Here is a 24,122-nt window from a genome sequence, read left to right as displayed (position 1 = left end):
ACCCGGCCGCCCCCCCCCGCACACCCTCACCCCCCCCGCGACCTGCGCTGACAAGTCGCCCAGAATTTCTGGCGATTCGCCGTAAAGAATTCCGGCCGTCGAGGTCTCTTCCTGGTGAACCGGTCGCCGACCGGGAAGCGTCAAGGGAGACAAGACGGTGTTCATGGACAATCCGTGGCTGATGATGACAACGGTCGTGACAATGGGGGTGCTGCGGCTGATAGGGGATGTCATCCGCTGGCTGGCGGCGCGCTCGGGCGAACGGGTCCGCGCGCGCATGCTGGTCGAGTTGATGACCAGGTCGGGGCCGGGCACCGTGCTCACCGATCACCGTGCGGACGGCGCGGCGCTGACCGTCCGCTCCGGCTCGTTCGGCTCGTCCGGCTCGTCCGGCTCCTCCCCTGAACCGGCCGTCGGCGCCCCGGGGAGAGGGGCCGGGCATGAGTGAGGCGGTCGAAGGGACCACGGCCGACGAGGGGTTCGAGGAGTTCGAGGAGTTCTACGCCCGCACCTACCCCTGGCTCGCCGCCCGCGCGGTGATGCTCAGCGGCAATCGGCAGAACGCCGAGGACGCCGTCCAGGAGGCGTTCATCGAGGCGATGCGCCGCTGGCCGACGGTGCGGGCGTGCGCCTCACCGGAGGGCTGGGTCGCGACCACCATGCGCCGCAAGCTCTCGCGCGACGGCCGGCGCTGGTGGTTCCGGTGGAAGCCGACCGAACTCACCGTGTCGGCCGCCACCGGCGCCACCGTGGAGGAGACCGCGGAGGCGCTGGCCGCGCTGCGCGCGCTCGGCATGCTGCCGCCGCGCCAGCGCCAGGTGGTCGTGATGCACTCCCTGGAGGGCATGAGCTACGCGGAGATCGGCGCCGCACTCGGCATCAGCGCGGGGAGCGTCGGCAGCAATCTGCACAAGGCCCGCGCCCGGCTCAGCTTGTTACTCGACGTCTCCCCGGAGCTCGGCCGGCCCGGCGACTCCCTGGTCCCCGGCGTACGGACGGACCCGCTGTCCACGGCGCTGCGCGGCGCCGCCGAGTGGCTGCTGGACGGCTTGCGGGGGCGCAGATGATCGCCGCCGCGCTCGCCGCCGCCATTGCCGCCGCCCGTGCCGTGCTGGCCCTGGCGCTGCTGGTCGTCTTCTACGCCCTGGTCGCGCTGCTGGTGCTGGTGTGGCTGGCGTTCCTGGTGCTGGGGTTATGGAGCGCCGGGGCGCCGGAGAGCCAGGCGCCGCCGACCTCGGTCATCCTGGCGTGCGCCGCCTTCGCGCCGATCGTGTGGGGCATGGTGTGGGCGGTGGTGCGCACCGCGCGGCCCGCCGCGCCGCCGGAGGACACGGTGTGGGTGAGCCGGCGCAGGGCCCCGGCGCTGTGGGCGGCCGTCGATGAGCTGGCCGGGAGCGTGGGCACCGCCCCGCCGGACGCCATCCGGCTGACCGCCGAGGTCAACGCCTCGGTCACCGAGCACGCCTCGTTCCTCGGGCTGCTGCCCGGCCGCCGCACCCTCTACCTCGGCCTGCCCCTGCTGGCGGGGCTGCCGCCCGCCGAGCTGCGCGCGGTGCTCGCGCACGAACTGGGCCACTTCTCCCGCCGCCACGGCCGCTTCGGCACCCTCGCCCACCGCGGCACGGCCGGGCTGGCCGCGGCCTGTGACGCGGTCCGGAGCGCGGCGGCCGCCAACGACCTGGTGCGGCTGTACGCGGGCGGCCCGCTGCTGCTGCTCCGCGGCTATACGCGCGTCTTCCGCCTGCTCACCCGGCCGGTCCGGCGGCGGCAGGAGATCGAGGCCGACCGCGAGGCCGCCCGGGTGGCCGGGGCGCGGACCGTCGCCGACGCCCTGCGCTCCGCTGCCGCGCTGGAACAGGCCTGGCTGGAGTTCGGCGCGGGCTTCCTCACCCCCGTACGCCGGGCCGAGGGGCGCGTACCGGACGATCCGTTCCGCGCCTTCGCCCACATGGTGGAGGCCCCCGAGCTGCGCGAGCCGTTCGCCGCGCTCCGGGCGCGGGCCGCCGAGCGGCCCGCCGACCGCGACGACCCGCACCCCGACCTGGCCACCCGCCTCTCCCGCCTGGCCCGCCTCCCCGACCGGCCCGCCGGGGGCGGCGTCGGCGTCGCCGAGCCGCTCGACGTTCCGTCGGGGTACGCGGTGGAACTGGGCCGCACGCTGTACCCCGGCCTGGGAACAGCTCGGACGATGCCGTGGCGGGAGTGGCTCGGGCTGCTGGCCGAGCACCGGGCGACGCGGCTGCTGACGCCGCTGGCGGAGGCGGTCCGTACGGTCGAGAAGGCCGCGGGGATCAGCGGATCGTCCCGGCTGACCATCCACCAGGTCCTGCGCCTGCTCGACAGCGGACGGCGGATGCCGCTCGCCCGCGCCCTGGGTGGCCGTGTGCCGGACGTCGAGAGCCCGGCCGGGCGGGATCCGCTGGGCTTGCTCTCTCAGGCGCTGTACGTGCTGATCGGGGCGCAGCTGGTCGCGCGGGGAAGCGCGCACTGGACGATGAACTGGACCGGCCCGGGCACCCTCGTGCCGCCCGAGGGCCTCGCGCCCGGGACGATCCGGGACTGGGCCGACACCGCCGTACGCGAGCCGGGCCAGACCCAGCGCCTCGCCCTGTACCTGGCCGCGCTGGGGGTGAACGAGCGGGCGCCGCTGCCGGGGGTGGCGGGAGACGCGGCGCGGGAGCCGGTGAAGAAGGCGGCCATCAGCATCGCCCCCGGCGTGGACGAGCCCGCCCGGCGGCGTATCTCCGGCATCCGGGTGCTGGCGCTCACCGTGCTGCTGGGGCTGACGGGCGTGTCCTGGCTGCTGTGGGCCGACCGCGAGGAGCGGCCGTCCCCGAGGCCGGCGTGGCAGCCGGTGACCCCGACCGCCACCTACGACCCGGTGCCAGGCGGCACCGGCCTGCCCGGGGAGATGCCGGGCGGAGCCTCGGGCGGAATCTCTGGTGGCATCCCGACCCGCTTGCTGCCCACGGGCCCGATCTGGACACCCGGGCTGTCGCTGCGGCCGAGCTTCGACCTCGAGTCGCTGGTGCCCAGGCGCCACACCCCGTGACCCGCCCGGCGCCTCAGCCGGCCGGGATTGCCCGCATCAGTACCGCGTACCCGGCCGCGGCCAGCGTTCCCGTCACCGCGCACGCCGCCCAGAGCACATCCGCCCCGTAGTGGTCGATCACCGTCCCGCCCGCGAGCGGGGCGACGAGCGCCGCGAGCGACCAGGAGAGCACATAGACGCCCTGGTAGCGGCCGCGCCCGTGGGTCGGGGAGAGCCGGGCCACGAGCCCCATCTGGATCGGGGTGTTGATGATCTCGCCGATGGTCCAGACGCACACGGTCAGGGCGTACATCCCGACGGACCCGGCGAAGGCGGTGAGCCCGAAGCCGTAGCCGATCAGCAGCGCGGCGCCGACCAACAGCCGGGTGGGCTCGCGGTGCTCGATGAACCGGGTGACCGGGATCTGCAGGGCCACGATCAGCACCCCGTTCGCGGCGACCGCCAGCCCGAAGTCCGAGCTGGACAGGCCGCTCGCGCCCATCGCCACGGGCAGCCCCACGAAACCCTGCTGGATGATCGTCGCGATCAGGAACGACAGCGCCACCACGGCCATGAACCCGCGGTCGCGTAGCACGGCCCCGAGCCCGGCCTCCGGCTCGTCCACCGCCGGCCCCATCGCCCCGTCCTCCCCGTCCTCCCGCACCGGGCGGGACTCCGGCAGCTTGACGAAGACGACGACGGCGCACAGCAGCGTCATGATCGCCTCGCCCAGGAACAGCGCCAGATAGCCGTGCTCGGCGATCAGCCCGGCCACGGTCGCGGAGAACGCGAAGCCGAGGTTGACGGCCCAGTAGTTGAGCGAGAAGGCGCGGATCCGGTCTTCGGGGGCGACGATGTCGGCCATCATGGCCTGCACCGCGGGCCGCGACCCGTTGTACGCCATGCCGACGAGGAAGGCGACGGCGGCGATCGCGGCCGGATCCTGGACGAAGCCGAGCACGGCGACGCTGACCGCCGTGGCGCTCTGCGAGATGAGCAGCGTGGGACGCCGCCCCAGCCGGTCCGTCATGACCCCGGCACCCACCGCCGACACCGCCCCGCCCAGCCCGTGCAGCGCGCCGACCAGACCGGCGTACGTGGCCGAGTAGCCGCGGTCCACGGTCAGGTACATGGCCAGAAACGGAGCGACGAAGCCGCCCAGCCGGTTCACCAGCGTGGAGGTCCACAGCCACCAGAACGCCCGCGGCAGCCCCGAGACGCTCTCCCTCGCTGCCTGCCTCATCCGGGCGACGGACGGTACGGCGACGGACATCGGGCGACCCCCAGTGCGCGGGATGTAAGTGGCGCAAGTGCTAGCCGCAAATTACCGACCGCGTCCCCCGTGCGCCACCGGATTGACCGGGTGTGTCAATCGGGGCGTTCATGCGGGTCAAGTAGGGTCAAGTAGGCTCGACGGCATGGCCGACGCACCGTACAAGCTGATCCTCCTCCGCCACGGCGAGAGCGAGTGGAACGCGAAGAACCTGTTCACCGGCTGGGTGGACGTCAATCTCAACGAGAAGGGTGAGAAGGAGGCAGTCCGCGGCGGTGAGCTGCTCAAGGACGCCGGCCTGCTCCCCGACGTGCTCCACACCTCCCTCCAGAAGCGCGCCATCCGCACCGCGCAGCTCGCCCTGGAGGCCGCCGACCGCCACTGGATCCCGGTCCACCGCTCCTGGCGGCTCAACGAGCGCCACTACGGAGCGCTCCAGGGCAAGGACAAGGCCCAGACGCTCGCCGAGTTCGGCGAGGAGCAGTTCATGCTCTGGCGCCGCTCGTACGACACCCCGCCGCCGCCGATCGAGGCCGACTCCGAGTGGTCGCAGGCCGACGACCCGCGCTACGCGACCATCCCGCCGGAGCTGCGGCCGCGCACCGAGTGCCTCAAGGACGTCGTCGAGCGCATGCTCCCGTACTGGTACGACGGCATCGTCCCGGACCTGCTGGCCGGCCGTACGGTCCTGATCGCCGCGCACGGCAACTCGCTGCGCGCGCTGGTCAAGCACCTCGACGGCGTCTCCGACGCCGACATCGCGGGCCTGAACATCCCCACCGGCATCCCGCTCTCCTACGAGCTCGACGCCGACTTCCGCCCCCTCAACCCGGGCGGCACCTACCTCGACCCGGAGGCCGCGAAGGCCGCCATCGAGGCGGTCAAGAACCAGGGCAAGAAGAAGTAAGCCGACGCTCGTAGGCCCCCTACCCGCGGTTTCTCCGCGAGTAGGGGGCTTACTGCTGGGCCGGGGCCGAGCGTCCGCGGCCCTGGGGTTACTGGGACGAGGAGTCGAACCGTAGTAGCTGGACCTCGGCGAGGTTGGTGTTGCCGCCGTGCCCGTCGTAGACGCGCAGCATCGGGATCACGGTCCGCTGAGGCAGCTTGAAGGTGTACCACTGCTGGTCACTGGTCATGCCCGTGATGGTCAGGAAGGTCGTCCAGGTTTTCCCGCCGTCGGTGGAGCCCTGTAGCACCGTGCCGTTGGCCCGGTCCGGGTACTTCGCGCGGGGGCGGATCATCACGGCGTCGGCTGCCAGGGAGGAGCCGTCGGTCGGTTTGACGGTCACCCAGCCGTTCGAGGTGGTGGTATCGGTGTAGGTGGCGATGTCGCTGTCGAACATCCGCCATCCGTTGGCTGCCGTGGTGCCGCTGCCCGGCCATTGCGGGGTGGACGCGTCGACCCAGGCCTGGTCGATCCGGTCGGACACGATGTGGGTGTTCCACAGTTGGAGCGACGACCCGTCGGTGGTATGGAAGACCGTCGAGCCGATTTCGTCGTCGGCCGTTGTGTAGTCGGCCGTGAAGCGCAGTGCGCGGCCGAAGTCCACGTCTTCCGGCAACACCACCGTGGCGCGCCAGTGCTCACTGTCGGTGCTGGTGACGTGCGCGTCGGTGTCCTCGATGCGCACGTTCACCTTGGCCAGTGGATCCGTGGTCACCAGGTCGAGGGTCACCTTGTCGCCGTTGACGGCCCGTGCCGGGTCGTCATTGCTGGAGGAGAGCGTCGCCGACTTGACGGCCTGCGCTGTTTCGATCCGGGAACCGTGGATCCGGAATTCGCCGAAGGAGGAGATCCCGGGGTAGCTCGGGTCGGTGGGCACGCCCGGGTCGTCGACCTGGACCTTGAGGAAGCGGAACGCCTTGTCTTGGACCTTGGAGAGAACCGGGATGGTCTCCATCTTGAAGTCCGGGGTCGTGTTCGTGGTCTCTCGTGAGGTCAGCAGGGTCCAGGTGGAGCCGTCGTTCGACCCGTAGACGTTGGCGCCCTGGGAGCGGTTGCCGAAGTTGTACCGGGCCTGTAGCCCGAACGCGTCGGCCCGCACCCGGAACCCGGTTCCGAAGTCCAGCGTGAACGGAGCCTTCAGATCGCCGGAGAAGGTGTTGATGTCACTGTCGGTCATGTTCCAGACATTGGGTGCGGACAGGGACGAGGTCACCAGCGGCGGGTAACTCAGGGTGCCGTCGGCGAGCTTCGGATTGAGCAGTTGCAGCGCTTTCACCGCGTCCTGCACGGTGACCAGCCCGGCCAGGAAGGTGCTGTCATCGGCCGTGTCGATCGTGGCCTTGACGGAGGACACCGCGTCCTCGAATCCCTGGAGGGGCTCGCGGACGTACGTCGCCTTGGGATCGAACCCGTCCTGTGCGGCGGTGAGCGCGCCCGCCCGGTCCGGTGCGACCACCAGGTCGAGCTTCAGGACGGTGTCGGTCTTGCCGTCGGAGGCGACGACGGACGCGTGGACGTCACCTGTCCGGGAGCTGGTGGGTGTCCAGCTGAACGCTCCGGTGGTGCTGTCGAGCGTGGCGCCCTCGGGAAGACCGGAAGCCTCGTAGGTGAGGGTCTCGTCGCCCGAGTCGGTCGCGGCGAGCGACCGCTTGAGCGGCGCCCCGGCCACACCGACCAGTGTGGTCCGCTGCCCCTGCGGGAAGGTCGGCGGGGTGAGCTGGGCCTTGGCCTGGAGGTTGACGCTGTCGATGTCGACGTTCACGTCCGAGGCGCCGACGACCGTGTAGTACGCCAGGTTGTCGCCCGCGGTGCTCCCGTGAAGGATGCCGAGGTCCATGTCGTACGTGACGTAACGCCACTTGCCGTGGGTGTCGGGCAGGCTCACCGTGTGGTACGGCTTCAGCGACATGTCCTTGCGGATCTCCAGGGTCGCCGGGCCGTTGGTGCGGATCAGCACCCCCACAGGGCTGTATCCGTTACGGCTGTCGTACATCAGGGTGCGGACCGCGATGGTGGCGCCCTTCTTCGACGCCCGCATCCGGACCATGTCGCGTCCGTCCTCCTCGCGGACCCCGGAGCGGCCGTCGAGGGGAATGCTGCGGTGCGCCATCCGCACCAGGGGTTTTTCCTGCTTCGGACGGGTCTGCCCGGCCACCTTCTCGGGCAGCGACAGCCAGTAGTCCGGGTTGTAGTCGGGGTTGCTGTTCCAGAAGTTGTACGCCCCTGTGCCCCAGAAGAACTCGGGGCCGTCGGCCTGCTCCTTCACCTTCGCGAGGTTGGGGGCCGCTTCCTTGACGTCGACCCCGAACTCGTACCGGTAGATGTTGTAGAGCTCGTCGATGGGTTGGAACACGCGTCCCCGGTAGGCCTCGGAGAGCTTGCCGGGACCGCCCGTGGTGTCGATCCAAGGGACGGTCTTGCCCGTCATGTACGCGTACCAGGCGTCCGCTCCCGCGAGAAGCCGGTCGTTGCCGAACCGGAACGGGGACACGGCGTTCGGCTTGGTGGACACGGTGCCGGCGACCGGGTCCAGCCGGGTTTTCTGCACCGTGAGCATGCGCGAGATCTCCGTCGCGATGTCGATGCCGTCCCATGCGTGCGCCTGGTCGCGGCCCATCTCCTGGTGCTGTACGAACGAGTAGCCGTAAGTGTTCAGCGGGTCGTCCGCGCTGATCACGCGGAGCAGGGAGTTCAGGGCCCCGTTGGTGTGGCGGTTCGGGTTGGACTTGTTGACCGAGAACCACTCGACAGCCTGCTCGTAGCCGGCCCGGTTGTCGGTGAACACGTAGCCGGCCAGCTCACCGACGATCGGGTACAACTGCTGGTTCATGAAGAAGGTGTTGCCGTAGAGCAAGGTCTTGATGACGGGCGTCACGAGGTTCTTGGTCAGGTTCGTGGTGTCCGCGTCGGTCCAGGTGGTGTCGTAGCCGTCGGAGCCGGGATTCACGCTGGAGTAGCGGAAGATCTCGGCCGCGGCGAGCATGCGCATCAACGGGACGCCGGCGTGGATGTGGTCGTCCGGATACGGCGCGACCTTGTCCGGGTCCATGTGGGACCACGTCCGGATGATGTGCATACCGTTCGCGCGGTAGACGGGGTCACCCGTGATGAAGTACTCGATCGCCTGGGTGTAGGCACCGAAGGCATCCTCGATGAACCTGGACTCGATGCCCTGCGAGTTGAACGCGTCCGACTTCGGGGTGTCGACCCCCGATCCACCGTTGACGGGGGTGAGGGTGCGTGACGCGTACTTGGTGCCGTGCATGGACGCGTAGTAGGAGGCCCACGGCTCCACGCCGTCCAGCACCTGCCGACGGGCCAGCCGCAGGCTCGACGCGCTCACCGCGATACCGGGGTGGACGAACCCGTCGCTGCTCGTGACCTCCTTCAGCGTGACGGCGGGGAATTCGCCGGCCGCCGGATCGGAGGTCGTCGCCGCTGCCGCGGAGGACGCCGGAACAAAGGTCGCGAGCAGAGCACATACCACGGTGGCCATCGCCCACCACCGCGTATGTCTGAGCCTCATCCCTGGTTCTTTCCACATACAACTCTCCATGGGGTGTGGTGCCTGCCGGCCCGGGCCCGGACGCCGGTGGTCGTGGGCCGCGGTCGGCCGATCGAGGAGGCATGAGTGGGGGGCGAGGGTTGGACTCCGGTCGGACGGCGCCCTGGGTGAGAACCGCGAGGTTGGAATACGTTTTCTTCATCCGCGGGTCGCGACGGTGCCCGATGCGGGTGAGTACGGCTGTAACGCGCTCCCCATGCCCAGGTGACGCCGGTTCCCCGCGTGATTCCGCATCACGCGGACCTCCTAGAAACCGATTTCTACGAACCATAGGTACCTGGGCCCCACCACACAAGAGGCGTGAGCAGAGAGTTCCGACAGGCATATGCGGCCGCGCCCCGGCCGCCCGCCGCCCGTCGCGCGGCGCCGAAGCCGGCGAACGCGTCGGGATCAACTACCGGACGGGCAAGCGGTGGCGTAACGGCCGGGCGGCCTCGGGCAAGGACAGGGCGGCACCGCCGGTCCCTGCCGTGACGGCGCCTGAGGGCCCGTCGAGGTATCTGGACCCCGGCGGCGCATGCCGAAGGGCCTTCGACCGGCATCCGGTCGAAGGCCCTTCGGCATGAGGTGAATGCGATGAAGCGAATGCGATGAGAAGAGGGCGTCAGCCGCAGTTGCCGCCGCATGAGCAGGATCCGCCGGACTGGCAGCCGCAGGAACAGCCGGAACCGCAGCCGCAGGCGCCGAGGATGGGCAGCGGGGGGCGGTGTTCGGCCGCCGGCCGGGTGGGGTCGGCGGGGGTGGGAGTGGGGAAGTCGGCCATGAGTCGCCTCCAGGGAGGTCTCGGGAGGGTGCACCTCCTGCCCATGGTGCCGGTCCCCCGGCCCCTGCCCGTAGCGGCGCATGGACGGCGCGCGGATGCACGGGGCTCGCCGCGCGGTGGGCGCGCGCCCGGCGCGTGAGGGCGCACAGCGCCGCCCTCACGCCCCGAACCGAACCGAACCGGGCCGGCGGTCACGCGCCCTCGGGCGCCTCCGCCTGCGCGATCTCGTCGGCGTGCTCGCCGGTGACCAGGTACACCACACGCTTGGCGACCGAGACCGCGTGGTCGGCGAACCGCTCGTAGTAGCGGCCCAGCAGCGTCACGTCGACGGCCGTCTCTATGCCGTGCTTCCAGCGGTCGTCCATCAGGTGCTGGAAGAGGGTGCGGTGCAGCAGGTCCATCGCGTCGTCGTCCTCCTCCAGCTGGAGCGCGAGGTCGACGTCCTTGGTGATGATCACCTCGGCGGCCTTGGCCATCAGCCGCTGCGCCAGCTGGCCCATCTCCAGGATGGTCGCGTTCAGGTCACGCGGAACGGCCGAGTCCGGGAAGCGGAGCCGGGCCAGCTTGGCGACGTGCTGCGCCAGGTCGCCGGACCGCTCCAGGTCGGCGCTCATCCTCAGGCTGGTCACCACGATCCGCAGATCCGTGGCGACCGGCTGCTGCCGGGCCAGCAGGGTGATGGCCCGCGCCTCCAGGTCGCGCTGAAGGTCGTCGACCTTCTCATCTGCGGCGATGACGCTCTCGGCGAGCTTGAGGTCCGCGTCGAGTATCGCCGTCGTCGCCCGTCCGATCGCAGAGCCCACCAGCCGGGCCATATCGACCAGGCCATCCCCGATCGAGTCGAGCTCCTCGTGGTACGCGTCCCGCATCACTGACCTTCTCTCGCTGTTGTCTCGCTAGTGGATCTCGGTGGACTCGCGGACTCGCCGCCCCCCCAGGCTTCCACGTTCCGGCCAAAACGCGTCGGGCTCCGGCATCCGGAGTGAACCGCCACTGACTCCCCGGTGAACTCTGGGAAACGTCTCCCTGAGGGTGCCCGTCTGGGACTGTGGAGCTGTCTCGCGCCGCGCATAACCTGGATGCATGAACGTGAACGCGGCGATCGCCGCACTGGCGGCGCTCGCCGGGCTGTGCACCGGCGTCATCGCCATGCTGGCGTTCCGCTGGAGCGAACGCGAACAGGCGAAGCCTACGCGCTCCTCGCTGCACACCGATGCCGTGCTGCCGCCCGGCGTGGACACCGTGCTCTCCGTACTCCGCTCCTCGGCAGTCGTCCTCGACGAGGCGGACTCCGTGGTCAAGGCCAGCTCCGCGGCGTACGCGCTCGGGCTGGTCCGCGGCGGGAAGCTGGCCGTGGAGCCGATGCTCCAGATGGCTCGCGACACCCGGCGGGACGGGGAGATACGGCAGATCGAGCTGGACCTGCCCCGGCGCGGCACGGGCCGCGGCGAGGCCCTCGCCGTGTCGGCCAGAGTCGCCCCGCTGGGCTCCCGGCTGGTGCTCCTGCTGGTCGAGGACCTCACCGAGGCCCGCCGGATCGAGGCCGTGCGGCGCGACTTCGTCGCCAACGTCAGCCATGAGCTCAAGACTCCGGTCGGCGCGCTGTCCCTGCTGTCCGAAGCGGTGATGGACGCGTCCGACGACCCCGAGGCGGTCACCCGCTTCGCCGGGCGGATGCAGATCGAGGCGACCCGGCTGACCAGCCTGGTCCAGGAGCTCATCGACCTCTCCCGGGTACAGAACGACGACCCGCTGGAGGACGCGGAGCCGGTCCGCGTGGACGAGCTGGTCACCGAGGCCATCGACCGGTGCCGCCACCAGGCGGGCACCAAGCAGATCACCATGGCCACCGGCGGCACCGCCGATCTGCATGTGTGGGGCAACCGCGGCCAGCTGGCCGCCGCGCTCGGCAATCTCGTCGAGAACGCGGTGAACTACAGCCCGGCCCGCACCCGTGTCGGCATCGCCGCCCGCCGGCTCCCCGCCACCGGTGGCGATCTGATCGAGGTCGCCGTCACCGACCAGGGCATCGGCATCTCGGAGAAGGACCGCGAGCGGATCTTCGAGCGCTTCTACCGGGTCGACCCGGCACGCTCGCGGCAGACTGGCGGGACCGGCCTCGGGCTCGCCATCGTCAAGCATGTGGCCGCCTCGCATGGCGGGGAGGTCACTGTGTGGAGCGCCGAGGGACAGGGCTCCACCTTCACCCTGCGGCTGCCGGAAGCCGGCTCGGTACGCGACCGCGACCGATCCCGCGACCGCTCGTCGCGAGAGCCGTACGAGACCAACGCTGACCTCGATGGAGAGGACCAGGACCGGCCGTACGAGACCAATTCCTGTGATCACCTTTCTGCCCCGGAGGTCCTTCCGTGACCCGAGTTCTGGTCGTCGAGGACGAGGAATCGTTCAGCGACGCGCTGTCGTACATGCTTCGCAAGGAGGGATTCGAGGTCGCCATCGCGGCAACGGGACCCGAGGGGCTTGACGAGTTCGAGCGCAACGGCGCCGATCTGGTGCTGCTCGACCTGATGCTGCCGGGCCTCCCCGGCACGGAGGTGTGCCGCCAGCTGCGCGGCCGCTCCAACGTCCCGGTGATCATGGTGACCGCCAAGGACAGCGAGATCGACAAGGTCGTCGGCCTGGAGATAGGGGCCGATGACTATGTGACCAAGCCCTTCTCCTCGCGCGAGCTGGTGGCCCGCATCAGGGCCGTGCTGCGCCGCCGCGGGGAGCCGGAGGAGGTCACCCCGGCCGCGCTGGAGGCGGGGCCGGTACGGATGGACGTGGACCGCCACGTGGTGACGGTCGGCGGCGGCAAGGTGGATCTCCCGCTGAAGGAGTTCGACCTGCTGGAGATGTTGCTGCGCAACGCGGGCCGGGTGCTGACCCGGATGCAGCTGATCGACCGCGTGTGGGGCGCGGACTACGTGGGCGACACGAAGACGCTGGACGTCCACGTGAAGCGGCTGCGCGCGAAGATCGAGCCGGACCCGGGCGCGCCCCGGTACCTGGTGACGGTCCGCGGTCTGGGCTACAAGTTCGAGCCGTAAACCCGGGCCCGCGATGGCCGGGCGGAGTCCGGCGCAGCGTCCCGAAGCCCGTGAGGCCCCCTGGGGCCGATCGGTGCGAGGGGCGCACGGGGGAGGGGGTTCGAGCCGGACCCGGGCGCGCCCCGGTACCTGGTGACGGTCCGCGGTCTGGGCTACACGTTCGAGCCGTAAACCGTAAGTAAGCCGTAAGCCACACGCTGCTGGGCCCTGGAAGTCGCTTCCAGGGCCCCAGCGGCGTCTGTACGTCGGTGGCCTACTGGTTGGGCGCCGGCTCGCCCGAGGCGATGCCGTTGGACGGCGCGTTGCTCTCGCCCGCCTCGCCGGACGGCTTGTTCGTGGCCTCACCGGACGGCTTGTCGGTTCCCGTCCCGGTGCCGGACGGCGTGCTGCCCGGCTTGCTGCTCTGCTTGCCGGCCGGGGTCGTCGGCGTCGTGTTCGTGGGGGGCGCGGTCGGCAGCTGCGAGGGGCCCCAGCCCTCGAAGTAGTGCTGTGCCGGAACCACGAACGCGGTGATCGGCACGTCGCCCGTCTTGCTGAGGTCGAAGACGACCCGCTGCGCGTCGCCGTCCCTGGCGGCCTCGCGCCCGTTCGCGATGACCGCGGAGGGGTTGCCCTTGCCGCCCAGGAGTACCGCGCCGCCGGCCGGGACGACGACCGGGCCCGTGCCCTTGGCCGGGGACACCTTCACCGTGGAGCTGGTCCCGGGGAGGGTGATGGCCTTGATGGTCTGGTCGGAGCCGCCGTTGTTGAAGATCTTGGCCGTGACGACGGCCGGGCCCTTCGCCTCGCGCTCCGGCTGGGTCACGATGCTGGCGTTCTGGATCTTGATATCGCCGACGGACGTCGCGGCGTTGTCCGGCTTGACCTCCAGCGTCTGCGCGTCGTTGCCGGCTGCGCAGGCGGAGATCGAGGCGACCGGGACCACGAGGGCGGCGGCGAGGACGCCGCGTCGAAGGCTGCTGCTCACGGCGGCGGCATCTCCTAGGGCTAGGTAGGGCTGTGTAAAAACTGGATCAGCGGGCTTAGGTTACCGATCCCCCTGCCCGGGGCCGCACCCGACCCACCCGGTGCCACGCCCCGCCGCTGTGGCGCCGTCCGGTGATCCGATCTTCGGCTCGTCCACGGCCCGTCTTCGGTCTGACTTCGGCCCGTCTTCGGTCTGTCTTCGACCCGCCGGGTTCACTTCTGAGCGCGCGTGTCCCGCTTCTGACTCCCGTCTCCGACGTGCGTGACGAATATCGGCCCGGTGTCGGTAGAGGCGATTATCGGTAAGGAATGTGTGGACGTCCGAGAATTGATCAACACTGTTGATCCACCCTTGATCCATCCTTGATCCACTCTGGCGTGATCAATTCGGGAAACGGGATGGGAACAGTCGCTCCGGGCCCGAACGGAGTAGCGGAAGTCCTTCGACCGGACTCCGGCATAACGGGACGTAAGGTCACTCTTGGGGGGCTGTCGGGGGGTGTAACGTACGGGTTTCGCCGTGCCCGCGCAGCCGCTCCCACCTGCGAATACCCGCTTCCACGGGCCCCGCCCAGCACGTTCCGCCTGCTGTTGTCAAGCCCCGAGATATGCCCTGACCTGCGAAAACGCCATTCAGAAGAAGGCGTTCCCGTGTTACCCTGGATAGCCACGGAAGGGGTACCTGTCACATGACGTTCAAGGTTGGCGACACCGTGGTCTATCCCCATCACGGGGCCGCGCTGATCGAGGCCATCGAAACTCGCCAGATCAAAGGCGTGGACAAGACCTACTTGGTGCTCAAGGTCGCTCAGGGTGACCTGACGGTTCGTGTGCCGGCGGACAATGCGGAGTTCGTCGGTGTGCGTGATGTGGTCGGCCAGGACGGGCTGGACCGGGTCTTCGAGGTGCTGCGCGCGCCGTACGCCGAAGAGCCGACGAACTGGTCCCGTCGCTACAAGGCAAATCTCGAGAAGCTCGCCTCCGGCGACGTTATCAAGGTTGCCGAAGTGGTGCGCGACCTGTGGCGTCGAGAGCGGGAGCGCGGACTTTCCGCCGGTGAGAAGCGCATGCTTGCCAAGGCACGCCAGATCCTGGTGAGTGAGCTCGCCCTCGCGGAGAACACCAACGAAGACAAGGCCGAGGCCCTGCTCGACGAGGTCCTCGCGTCCTGACACATAGATGCCGCGGTGCCCGAGTGACTCAGACCTAGCGTGACCTAGCGTCTGTCGTGTCGCCGGGCGCTGCGGCATGTGCGCATGCCGGTGCTTGCCGCCAGTGATCCGGCTGCTGGTCCCACTGCCGCCGGCTCCGCGCCGACGGTGCTGGTGTGCCGGGCCCGGGCAGCTGGCTCGACCAGTCGTCACGGAAGGGGCTGGTCGGGGCATCGCGCCCGGCACGCTGTGGCCATACCCACTTCGGTTGAGGAAGCAAACCTGAACGCCAACTCAATGTCCGCATCAGGGCAGTCCGCGAATCCCGGGGGCGCCGAGAGCCCCGCCCGCCCCACCCGTACCGCCGCCGTCATCCCGGCGGCGGGCCGCGGGGTGCGGCTCGGGCCCGGCGCGCCGAAGGCGCTGCGCCCGCTCAGCGGCACGCCGATGCTGGTCCATGCCGTACGGGCGATGGCCCGGTCCCGTTCCGTCACGCTCGTGGTCGTGGTCGCCCCGCCCGACGGGGCCGATGAGGTCCGCCGGCTGCTCGACGCCTACCCGCTCACCGGGAACACCGACGTGGTGGTGGTGCCCGGCGGCGAGACCCGTCAGGAGTCGGTCCGGCGCGGCCTGGCCGCCGTCCCCGAGGACGTCGCGATCGTCCTCGTCCATGACGCGGCGCGCCCGCTGGTCCCCGTGGACACCGTGGACGCGGTCGTCGCCGCCGTACGGGAGGGGGCGCCCGCCGTCGTGCCGGCGCTGCCGCTCGCCGACACCGTCAAGCAGGTCGAGCCGCGCACCGGTGACCGGGCGGGCGAGCCCGAGCCGGTGGTCGGCACCCCGGAGCGCGCCCGGCTGCGCGCCGTACAGACCCCCCAGGGCTTCGACCGGGCCACGCTGGTCGCCGCGCACGAGAAGATCGTCCTGGAGGGCGACGGTGCGACGGACGACGCCGGGATGGTGGAGCGGCTCGGGGCCGAGGTCGTGGTGGTGCCCGGCCACGAGGAGGCGTTCAAGGTGACCCGGCCGCTGGATCTGGTGCTGGCCGAGGCCGTGCTCGCCCGGAGGAGGGCCACCGATGGCTTCTGACCTGACCGGGCTGCCGCTCGTGGGCATCGGCACGGATGTGCACGCCTTCGAGAAGGGCCGCGAGCTGTGGTGCGCGGGTCTGCTGTGGGAAGGCGATGAGTACGGAGGATATGGCCTGGCCGGGCACTCCGACGGCGATGTCGCCGCGCACGCCGCCTGCGACGCGCTGTTCTCCGCCGCCGGGGTCGGCGACCTGGGGGCCCACTTCGGCACCGACCGCCCCGAGTGGGCCGGGGCCTCAGGGGTCACGCTGCTGGCGGAGGCCGCCCGGATCGTCCGGAGCGCGGGCTTCGAGATCGGGAACGTGGCGATCCAGGTGATCGGCGTGCGCCCGAAGATCGGCAAGCGGCGGGACGAGGCGACGAAGGCGCTCTCGGCGGCGGTCGGCGCCCCCGTGGCCATCTCGGGCACCACCACCGACGGACTGGGCCTCACCGGCCGCGCCGAGGGCCTCGCGGCGATCGCCACGGCCCTCGTGGTGCGAGCGGCCTAGCCGCCTGCGGTGAGCGGGGGAAAGTCGCTCCGCCGAACGGTCCTCTCGCGGGGATTTGACGGTGTGTCGGGCGCCCATCGGGTATCCGACACACCGTACGCATCTCGTGTACGTATCGCGCGAGGGAAGGAACCGCCGTGTCAGCCGCACTCTCCGACGAGCTCAAGCGTCTCCTCGACACCCCCGTCTTCGTGACCGTCGGGACCATCCAGCCCGACGGCAGCCCGCAGCTCTCACCGGTCTGGGTGATGCGGGACGGCGACGAGCTGCTGATCTCGACCACCATGGGGCGGCAGAAGCAGAAGAACATCGCCCGGGAGCCACGGGTGTCGGTCGTGGTGCAGCCCTCCGAGGAGCCGTACACGTACGCGGAGATCCGCGGCAGCGCCGCCTACAGCACCGAGGGCGCCGACGCCCTGATCGACGAGCTGTCGCTCAAGTACACCGGGAAGAGGTACGCCGAGTTCAATCCGGCGGCCGCGGAGGACGCCCAGCGCATCGCCGTACGGATCACCCCGCGCAAGATCGTCGGAAGGGTCTGAGCCGGCCGGAGCGTCCCAAGTGTCACGCTTCTGTGTCCCTGCGGCCATAAGGTCGCGGGGCACTGCCCCCTTCCGTCTACCCTTGATGCGTGACTATTCGCCTGTACGACACCAGCGCCCGGCAGATTCGTGACTTCACCCCGCTCACGCCGGGCTGTGTCTCGATCTACCTGTGTGGCGCGACCGTGCAGGCCGCCCCGCATATCGGGCACATCAGGTCGGGCCTCAACTTCGACATCATGCGCCGCTGGTTCACCTACCGCGGCTATGACGTGACGTTCATCCGCAATGTCACCGACATCGACGACAAGATCATCGCCAAGTCGGCCGAGCAGAACCGCCCGTGGTGGGCGATCGGCTACGAGAACGAGCGCGCCTTCAACTCCGCGTACGACGTCCTCGGCTGCCTGCCCGTGACCTACGAGCCCCGGGCCACCGGTCATGTGCCGGAGATGATCGAGATGATGCGGGGCCTGATCGAGCGGGGCCACGCCTATGCCGCCGAGGGCAGCGTCTACTTCGACGTGCGCTCGTACCCCGGCTATCTCCAGCTGTCCAACCAGGAGCTGGACGGGCTGCGCCAGCCCTCCGGCGAGGGTGAGTACGGCAAGCGCGACCCGCGCGACTTCGCCATGTGGAAGGCGGCCAAGCCCGGCGAGCCGAGCTGGGAGACCCCGTGGGGGCGCGGCCGGCCCGGCTGGCACCTGGAGTGCTCGGCGATGGCCCACAAGTACCTGGGCTCGGCCTTCGACATCCACGGCGGCGGCGTCGACCTGATCTTCCCGCACCACGAGAACGAGATCGCGCAGGCCAAGGCGTTCGGCGACGACTTCGCCGCGTACTGGGTGCACAACGCCTGGGTGACCATGAGCGGCGAGAAGATGAGCAAGTCGCTCGGCAATTCGGTGCTGGTCTCCGAGATGGTCAAGCACTGGCGCCCCATCGTGCTGCGCTACTACCTCGGCACCCCGCACTACCGCTCCATGATCGAGTACAGCGAGGAGTCGCTGCGCGAGGCCGAGTCCGCGTTCGCGCGCATCGAGGGCTTTGTGCAGCGGGTCACCGAGAAGGCGGGGAAGGTCGTCCCGCCCGCGCCCGAGGTGCCGCCCGCGTTCGCGGAGGCGCTGGACGACGACTTCGGCGTCCCGCAGGCGCTCGCGGTCGTCCACACCACCGTCCGCCAGGGGAACTCCGCCCTGACCGCCGACGACAAGGAGTCGGCGGTCGCGCGGCTGGCCGAGGTGCGTGCCATGCTCGGCGTGCTGGGCCTCGACCCACTCGACGAGCACTGGGCGGGCGGCCCGGACCGGGGTGAGGATCTGCACGGCGTGGTCGACTCGCTCGTACGGCTGGTCCTGGAGCAGCGGCAGGCCGCGCGGACCCGTAAGGACTACGGGACGGCGGACGCCATCCGCGATCAGCTCCAGCAGTCGGGGCTGGTCATCGAGGACACCCCGAGCGGGCCGCGCTGGGAGCTCGGCTCGCGCTGACCCGGGCCCGCCCCGCCCTGACCGACGCGGTGTGCCGACCGGCACACCCACCACGACATGACACAAGCAGGCAGCCGCCGGACCAGGCCCGGCGGCACAGCCGCGCGAAGCCGTGAGGCCCCCAGGGCCGGGCGGCCGGCGGGCGGCCACGGATGAGAAACAGGTGAACCCCATGGCCGGCAACAGCCAGCGCAGGAACCGCCGCACCGCCAACAAGAAGGGCGCGACGGTCGGCAGCGGCGGCAAGCGGCGCCGGGCCCTGGAGGGCAAGGGCCCCACCCCGCCCGCCGAGATGCGCAAGGGCCACGCCAAGCAGCGCGTCGCCCATGCGCGCGCCAAGCAGGCGGCCCGCCGTCCGGCCCCCCGGCGCGGCGGCGGCAAGGGCACGAATGAGCTGGTGGTGGGCCGTAACCCGGTTGTCGAGGCGCTGCGCGAGGGCGTGCCGGCCATCATGCTGTACGTCCAGCAGTTCATCGACAGCGACGACCGTGTGCGCGAGGCGCTGAAGCTGGCGGCCGACCGCGGCGGCATACACCTCATGGAGGCCCCGCGCCCCGAGCTGGACCGGATGACGAACGGCCTCAACCACCAGGGGCTGGTGCTCCAGGTGCCGCCGTACGAGTACGCGCACCCCGAGGACCTGGTCGCGGCCGCGGCCGACGAGGGCCAGGACCCGCTGATCGTCGCCCTCGACGGGGTGACCGACCCGCGCAATCTGGGCGCGGTGGTGCGGTCGGTGTCGGCGTTCGGCGGCCACGGTGTGGTGGTGCCGGAGCGGCGCGCGGCCGGGATGACGGCGGGGGCGTGGAAGACCTCGGCGGGCACCGCGGCGCGTACGCCGGTGGCGCGGGCGACCAACCTCACGCGGGCGCTGGAGGCGTACAAGAAGGCGGGCCTGATGGTGGTCGGCCTGGACGCGGACGGCGACACCGAGGTGCAGGACGCCGAGGTGCTGGAGGGCCCGGTGGTGATCGTGGCCGGCAGCGAGGGCAAGGGGCTGTCCCGGCTGGTCGCCGAGACCTGCGACGTACTGGTGCGCATTCCGATGCCCGGCGGCGCCGAGTCGCTCAACGCGGGCGTCGCGACGGGCGTCGTGCTGTACGAGGCGGTCCGGCACCGGATGTGAGCCGACCGGGTGTCCGGCAGGGCTTGTGTGATCATGACTTGACGGGCCTCGGACACCCCGGGGCGGTCACGGCAGTGTCTTATCCGCGCGTCACTCGGTTAGATGAGCGTGGAGACCAGAACACCCCGCACGCCCACGGGGGGACGCGCACCGGGTTTTGACGACGAGCCACAGCTGGCCATGGCCAAGGTGCCGAGCGATCCGGCGCAGGTCACCGTCAATCCCGCGAGCTTCCGGGTACAGCTCGCCACCCCGGTGGTGAGCAGCGCGCTGTCGGACACCACGCGGCTCGCCCGCGTCCCGGCCGCCGCCAGGCGCCGCCCGCCCGTGGTCTGGAGCGGCCGCACCCGGCCCGGCGGCGACGTGGCGGCCACCCGGCTGCTCCAGGCCGTGCGGTACGCGGGGGAGGGACCCGCGGAGACGGGCGCCGTCGGCGGGGACGGCGTCGAGGAAGCGGCCGCCACTCAGGTGCTGCCGCGCCTCACCTTCGACGACGGCCCGCCCACGGTCGTCGGCCCGCGCCGCAGCCCGCGTGACGAGGCCCTGCCGCCGGCCGACCGGGCCGGGGCCGGGGCCGGGGCGCGGCACGGGGCACCGCGGGAGCCGCGCGCGCCGCAGGGGCGGGCCGCCCGCAGCGCGGATGTGCCGCGCCCGCGCCGCCACTCCGACTCCGCGCGGCACCAGGCCTACTACCCCGGCCGCCGGATGAACCTGGGCGTCGTGCTGCTCCCGCTGCGCATCTTCCTCGGCCTCATCTCCGTCTACGCCGGCATGGGCAAGCTCTCCGACCCGGTCTACTTCGACGGCGGCGAGCGCGGCTCCATGGTCACCTGGCTGCGGTCGCTGCACCCCTGGCCGATCGCGGAGCCGCTGCGCGACCTCGCGCTCGGGCACCCGGTGGGCGCGGGCCTGACGGTGGCCTTTCTCCAGGTCGTGGTGGGGGTGCTCACGGTCCTCGGGCTGTGGCAGCGGCTGGCGGCCTTCTTCGGCGCGACGCTGTCGGCCGCGCTGATCCTCACCGTGAGCTGGCGGACCGTGCCGGTGTACGACGCGCCGGACATCATCTACCTCGCCGCCTGGAGCCCGCTGATCATCGCGGGCGCCCCGGTGTACTCGGCTGACGCCCGGCTCGCGGGCGAGGCGTGGCGGCGGCTCGGGCCGCGGGTGGGGGTGTGGGAGCTGCGGCGGCGGGTGCTGCGCCGGGGCACCTTCATGGCGCTGATCGTGGCCGGGCTGACGCTGCTCCTCGGTTCGATGCTCGGCGGCGCCGTACGGGCGTCGGAGACGGTGCGCGGCCCGGAGCCGAGCGACATCCCGACCAACAACCTGCCCGGCTCGCCGCTGCCGCGGCGGGCCGACCAGAGCCCCACCGGCGCCACCCGCGGGCCCCTCGGCGGGGGCGGGGCGCCGTCCCCGCGCGCGCCCGTGACCAGCCCGACGCCCCCGTCGGCCGCCGCGTCGACGGGGGCGCCCAGCGCGTCGGCCCCGGCCGTCGGCTCCGCCCGCCCCAGCCACTCCCCGGGCGGCGCGCGGACCGCCCCGCGGCGGCCGGGGCGGCCCGTCGCGCCGGAGACCCCGGAAGGGCCGTCTTCGGCGGGCGGCCGGGCGGGCCGGGGCGGCCTGGGGATCGGCGAGGGCGAGACCTGGCCCGAGACGGTCACGGGCAGCGGCGGCACGTCCGGCGACGCCTACGGCTACACCGAGGGCGCCACGGAGGGCAGCAGCGGCGCACTCGGCGGCCTCCTCGGCTGACGCGCACAGCGACGCCGACACCGACACCGACACCGATACCTACACAGACGCCGACCCGGCTCAGGCAATGCCTGGGCCGGGTCGGCTGCTGTCGGGGCTTGGTGGCTCAGCACGCCCCTGGGGCGGCCGCCCCAGGGGCTGCGCTCACGCCTGCTGCGCGGCGGAGGCCTGGCCCAGCGAGCCGTGCGGCGGGGACCCGGCGGCCAGCTCCTTCGCCGCCTCGGTCAGGTCCTTGGCGGTGTCGATGGCGCGCCAGTACGCGCCGTGGGGCAGCGGGAACCCGGCCAGGCGGCGCTCGCGGGCGAGCCGGGGGAAGGTGGTGCGCTCGTGGTCCCCCCGGTCGGGGAGCAGCTCCGTGAAGGCGGCGGAGAAGACGTAGACGCCGGCGTTGATGAGGTATGGCGACGGCGGCGCCTCGATGAAGTCGAGGACGTGGCCGAACTCGTCGGTCTCCACCGCGCCCCAGGGGATGCGCGGGCGGGCCAGGGCGAGCGTGGCGACCGCGTCCCGCTCGCGGTGGAAGTCGGCCATCTCGCGGAGCGAGAAGCGGGTCCAGATGTCGCCGTTGGTGGCGTACCAGGACCGGTCGGGGTGCGGGAGCGACGCCGCGGCGAACTTCAGACCGCCGCCGCGGCCGAGCGGCTCCTTCTCGACGACCGTGGTCACCCGCAGCGGCAGGTCCGCCGACTCCAGCCAGTCCTGGAGCACCGCCGCGAGGTGACCGCAGGAGACCACGGCGTCGGTGACGCCCTCGGCGGCCAGCCAGGCGAGCTGGTGGCCGATGATCGGGGTGCCGGTGCCGGGGATCTCGACCATCGGCTTGGGGCGGTCGTCGGTGTAGGGGCGCAGCCGTGAGCCCTGGCCTCCGGCCAGGACGACGGCTTGCGTGGGGCGGGCCGGCAGCGGGTGCCGCGCGGCGGTGCGGGCGTCATCTGTCATGGGCCGCACGATATGCGGGACCGCCGAGGACATAAGGGTGGGGGCCGCGAGCCGCGTCAGGGGCGGGACCGGGCCACGCCGGTCGCGTACGAGGTGTCGCAGACCGGGCGGGAGTAGGCCTGGGCGCGGTCCGTGCCGCCGTACTTGGCGACCGCGGCGCGGCCGAGGGCGCGGGCGATGGAGGCGCAGTGCCTGGCCAGCGAGGGGCGCTCGGAGGTGGCGACCTGGAGGTGGGTGAGCGCCACGCCCGGGTCCTTCTCCTGGAGCTCGGCGAGCAGCCGGTCGCGCAGCACTTCGTGCGGGGCGCGGTGGACGGCGCGGGTGGACGCCTTGTCGGAGGAGGCGGTGAGGATCTGCGACTCGGACGCCGGGGATGCCCACGGGACGCGGGTGACGGCGAGCGTCCCGGAGAGGACGAGGACGACGGGGAGGACGAGGGCGAGAGTTCTGCCGATGCGGCGTGCTGCGGTGTTCAAGGACGTTCCTCGCGGTTCGTGGCCGTGCTCGACGGTCGGTGCGTACGGGACTGAGGTACGCGGCGATCGTAGCGAGGAGCGATGATTTGGCGACATTTAGTCACCGTTTCGGGGGATGCGATACCCCTGGGAGTGGGATGCGCCTTGACGGGTTGGGGTGAAATGCCTGATATGGAAGGGTATTTATCTGTCGGGGTATTTGTCGATACGGCAACAGATGCCCGCTCATGTCGACGCAACAGACGGCGGCGCCGCCCGCCCGCACGAGGCGGAGGGGCGGCGCCGCGGAGTCGAGTCGTTCGCCGGTCGGCGACCGTCGGCTGACCTCGCTCAGTCGGTCAGGCGCTCGCCGGTGGACGTCGAGAAGACGTGGGTCTCGCCCGGCCGCGGAACGACGTGCAGCGTGGAGCCCTTGTCGGGCACCGAACGGCTGTTGACGCGCACGACGAGGTCCTTGGTCGCGCCGTCGACCTCGACGGTGCCGTAGACGTAGCCGTCGGCGCCCGTCTCCTCGACGACGTTCACGGAGACGGCGAGGCCGGCCGGGGCGTCCTTGCTCTCCTTGGTGAGGGCCTTGGCGGCGGCGCCGTTCTCCTCGACCACGTCGAAGTGCTCGGGGCGGACGCCGACGGTGACCGTGCGGTCGCCCTTGTCCGCCGCCGCGCTGAGCGCCTCGCGGCTGACCGGGACGACGCTGTTGCCGAACTTCACGCCGCCGTCGGTGATCGGCACCTCGATGAGGTTCATCGCCGGGGAGCCGATGAAGCCGGCGACGAAGAGGTTGGCGGGCTTGTCGTACATGTTGCGCGGCGAGTCGACCTGCTGGAGCAGCCCGTCCTTGAGCACGGCCACCCGGTCGCCCATGGTCATGGCCTCGACCTGGTCGTGGGTGACGTACACGGTGGTGATGCCCAGCCGGCGCTGGAGGCTCGCGATCTGGGTACGGGTCTGCACACGGAGCTTGGCGTCCAGGTTGGACAGCGGCTCGTCCATGAGGAAGACCTGCGGCTCACGCACGATGGCGCGGCCCATCGCGACACGCTGCCGCTGACCACCGGACAGCGCCTTGGGCTTGCGGTCCAGGTACTCGGTCAGGTCCAGGATCTTGGCCGCTTCCTCGACCTTCTGCCGGATCTCCGTCTTGTTGACGCCGGCGATCTTCAGCGCGAAGCCCATGTTCTGGGCCACGGTCATGTGCGGGTACAGCGCGTAGTTCTGGAACACCATCGCGATGTCCCGGTCCTTGGGCGGGAGGTGGGTGACATCGCGGTCGCCGATCCGGATCGCGCCGCCGTTGACGTCCTCGAGGCCGGCGAGCATCCGCAGGGAGGTGGACTTGCCGCAGCCGGAGGGGCCGACGAGAACGAGGAACTCGCCGTCCTCGATGTCGATCTCGAGCTGATCGACGGCGGGCTTCTCAGTGCCCGGGTAGATCCGGGTCGCCTTGTCGTACGTAACCGTGGCCATGCT

The 24,122-nt window shown here is 71.3% G+C and carries 20 protein-coding genes; 13 read left to right on the top strand and 7 right to left on the bottom strand.

Annotation, left to right across the window (positions count from 1 at the left end):
- Positions 1-163 precede the first annotated feature (163 nt).
- The 3 genes from ACH4S9_RS31245 to ACH4S9_RS31235 are packed head-to-tail and all read left to right on the top strand — an operon-like array spanning position 164 to position 3,052.
- Complete coding sequence (locus tag ACH4S9_RS31245; RefSeq protein WP_398374835.1) at positions 164-448, top strand: hypothetical protein; 285 nt, start codon at positions 164-166, stop codon at positions 446-448.
- Positions 441-1,067, top strand: coding sequence for an RNA polymerase sigma factor (locus tag ACH4S9_RS31240; protein WP_398374834.1), 627 nt, complete (start codon positions 441-443; stop codon positions 1,065-1,067). The genes ACH4S9_RS31245 and ACH4S9_RS31240 overlap by 8 nt, the downstream gene beginning before the upstream one ends.
- Positions 1,064-3,052 carry a M48 family metalloprotease gene (locus ACH4S9_RS31235; RefSeq protein ID WP_398374832.1) on the top strand — a complete coding sequence of 663 codons (1,989 nt, stop codon included), beginning with the start codon at positions 1,064-1,066 and terminating at the stop codon, positions 3,050-3,052. The genes ACH4S9_RS31240 and ACH4S9_RS31235 overlap by 4 nt, the downstream gene beginning before the upstream one ends.
- A gap of 13 nt (positions 3,053-3,065) precedes the next feature.
- Here ACH4S9_RS31235 and ACH4S9_RS31230 read toward each other — a convergent pair whose 3' ends face one another.
- Positions 3,066-4,304, bottom strand: coding sequence for an MDR family MFS transporter (locus ACH4S9_RS31230; protein ID WP_398374830.1), 1,239 nt, complete (start codon positions 4,302-4,304; stop codon positions 3,066-3,068).
- Positions 4,305-4,449: 145 nt separating this feature from the next.
- Between ACH4S9_RS31230 and ACH4S9_RS31225 the strand changes: the two genes are divergently transcribed.
- Entirely contained in the window at positions 4,450-5,211 is a 762-nt protein-coding gene (locus ACH4S9_RS31225) for a phosphoglyceromutase (protein WP_352133527.1), read from the top strand.
- 88 nt (positions 5,212-5,299) lie between these two features.
- Here ACH4S9_RS31225 and ACH4S9_RS31220 read toward each other — a convergent pair whose 3' ends face one another.
- Positions 5,300-8,746: a putative Ig domain-containing protein gene (locus tag ACH4S9_RS31220; protein WP_398374828.1), complete on the bottom strand. Its 3,447-nt coding sequence runs from the start codon at positions 8,744-8,746 to the stop codon at positions 5,300-5,302.
- A gap of 1,023 nt (positions 8,747-9,769) precedes the next feature.
- Positions 9,770-10,447: a phosphate signaling complex protein PhoU gene (gene phoU / locus ACH4S9_RS31215; protein ID WP_311724512.1), complete on the bottom strand. Its 678-nt coding sequence runs from the start codon at positions 10,445-10,447 to the stop codon at positions 9,770-9,772.
- Between the two features lie 214 nt (positions 10,448-10,661).
- Here phoU and ACH4S9_RS31210 point away from each other — a divergent pair, with 214 nt between their 5' ends.
- Both ACH4S9_RS31210 and ACH4S9_RS31205 read left to right on the top strand, forming a co-directional pair.
- Positions 10,662-11,951, top strand: coding sequence for an ATP-binding protein (locus ACH4S9_RS31210; RefSeq protein ID WP_311724511.1), 1,290 nt, complete (start codon positions 10,662-10,664; stop codon positions 11,949-11,951).
- On the top strand, positions 11,948-12,628 hold the full coding sequence (locus ACH4S9_RS31205) for a response regulator transcription factor (RefSeq protein ID WP_009716928.1): 681 nt from the start codon (positions 11,948-11,950) through the stop codon (positions 12,626-12,628). The genes ACH4S9_RS31210 and ACH4S9_RS31205 overlap by 4 nt, the downstream gene beginning before the upstream one ends.
- 253 nt (positions 12,629-12,881) lie before the next feature.
- Here ACH4S9_RS31205 and ACH4S9_RS31200 read toward each other — a convergent pair whose 3' ends face one another.
- The gene (locus ACH4S9_RS31200; RefSeq protein ID WP_398374825.1) at positions 12,882-13,595 is read right to left on the bottom strand and encodes a DUF461 domain-containing protein; all 714 of its coding nucleotides are present in this window, start codon (positions 13,593-13,595) and stop codon (positions 12,882-12,884) included.
- Between the two features lie 688 nt (positions 13,596-14,283).
- Here ACH4S9_RS31200 and ACH4S9_RS31195 point away from each other — a divergent pair.
- The 7 genes from ACH4S9_RS31195 to ACH4S9_RS31165 all read left to right on the top strand — a co-directional run bounded on the left by ACH4S9_RS31195 (position 14,284) and on the right by ACH4S9_RS31165 (position 21,237).
- Positions 14,284-14,766 carry a CarD family transcriptional regulator gene (locus ACH4S9_RS31195; protein WP_003953493.1) on the top strand — a complete coding sequence of 161 codons (483 nt, stop codon included), beginning with the start codon at positions 14,284-14,286 and terminating at the stop codon, positions 14,764-14,766.
- Between the two features lie 276 nt (positions 14,767-15,042).
- Positions 15,043-15,834 carry a 2-C-methyl-D-erythritol 4-phosphate cytidylyltransferase gene (ispD, locus tag ACH4S9_RS31190; protein ID WP_311724509.1) on the top strand — a complete coding sequence of 264 codons (792 nt, stop codon included), beginning with the start codon at positions 15,043-15,045 and terminating at the stop codon, positions 15,832-15,834.
- On the top strand, positions 15,824-16,327 hold the full coding sequence (gene ispF / locus ACH4S9_RS31185) for a 2-C-methyl-D-erythritol 2,4-cyclodiphosphate synthase (protein ID WP_311724508.1): 504 nt from the start codon (positions 15,824-15,826) through the stop codon (positions 16,325-16,327). Before ispD ends, ispF begins: the two co-directional genes overlap by 11 nt.
- Positions 16,328-16,464: 137 nt before the next feature.
- A complete protein-coding gene (locus ACH4S9_RS31180; protein WP_311724507.1) occupies positions 16,465-16,869 on the top strand; it encodes a PPOX class F420-dependent oxidoreductase in 405 nt (134 codons plus the stop codon).
- An 89-nt stretch (positions 16,870-16,958) separates the two neighbouring features.
- On the top strand, positions 16,959-18,359 hold the full coding sequence (cysS, locus tag ACH4S9_RS31175) for a cysteine--tRNA ligase (RefSeq protein WP_311724506.1): 1,401 nt from the start codon (positions 16,959-16,961) through the stop codon (positions 18,357-18,359).
- 172 nt (positions 18,360-18,531) lie between these two features.
- Positions 18,532-19,485: a 23S rRNA (guanosine(2251)-2'-O)-methyltransferase RlmB gene (gene rlmB, locus ACH4S9_RS31170; RefSeq protein ID WP_398374822.1), complete on the top strand. Its 954-nt coding sequence runs from the start codon at positions 18,532-18,534 to the stop codon at positions 19,483-19,485.
- Between the two features lie 102 nt (positions 19,486-19,587).
- Positions 19,588-21,237: a DoxX family membrane protein gene (locus tag ACH4S9_RS31165; RefSeq protein WP_398374820.1), complete on the top strand. Its 1,650-nt coding sequence runs from the start codon at positions 19,588-19,590 to the stop codon at positions 21,235-21,237.
- Positions 21,238-21,381: 144 nt separating this feature from the next.
- Here the strand turns inward: ACH4S9_RS31165 and ACH4S9_RS31160 are convergent, their stop codons facing one another.
- The 3 genes from ACH4S9_RS31160 to ACH4S9_RS31150 form a co-directional block, all read right to left on the bottom strand.
- Entirely contained in the window at positions 21,382-22,176 is a 795-nt protein-coding gene (locus ACH4S9_RS31160) for a nucleotidyltransferase family protein (protein WP_311724503.1), read from the bottom strand.
- A gap of 56 nt (positions 22,177-22,232) precedes the next feature.
- Positions 22,233-22,652: a hypothetical protein gene (locus ACH4S9_RS31155; protein WP_311724502.1), complete on the bottom strand. Its 420-nt coding sequence runs from the start codon at positions 22,650-22,652 to the stop codon at positions 22,233-22,235.
- 330 nt (positions 22,653-22,982) lie between these two features.
- Complete coding sequence (locus ACH4S9_RS31150; RefSeq protein ID WP_311724501.1) at positions 22,983-24,119, bottom strand: sn-glycerol-3-phosphate ABC transporter ATP-binding protein UgpC; 1,137 nt, start codon at positions 24,117-24,119, stop codon at positions 22,983-22,985.
- Positions 24,120-24,122: the final 3 nt, after the last annotated feature.

It is taken from the genome of Streptomyces sp. NPDC021225 (genome assembly GCF_044332865.1).
Lineage (GTDB): Bacteria > Actinomycetota > Actinomycetes > Streptomycetales > Streptomycetaceae > Streptomyces.
The sequence above is the reverse complement of the archived record's forward strand: the minus strand, read 5'-3'. Positions and strand labels throughout refer to the sequence as shown.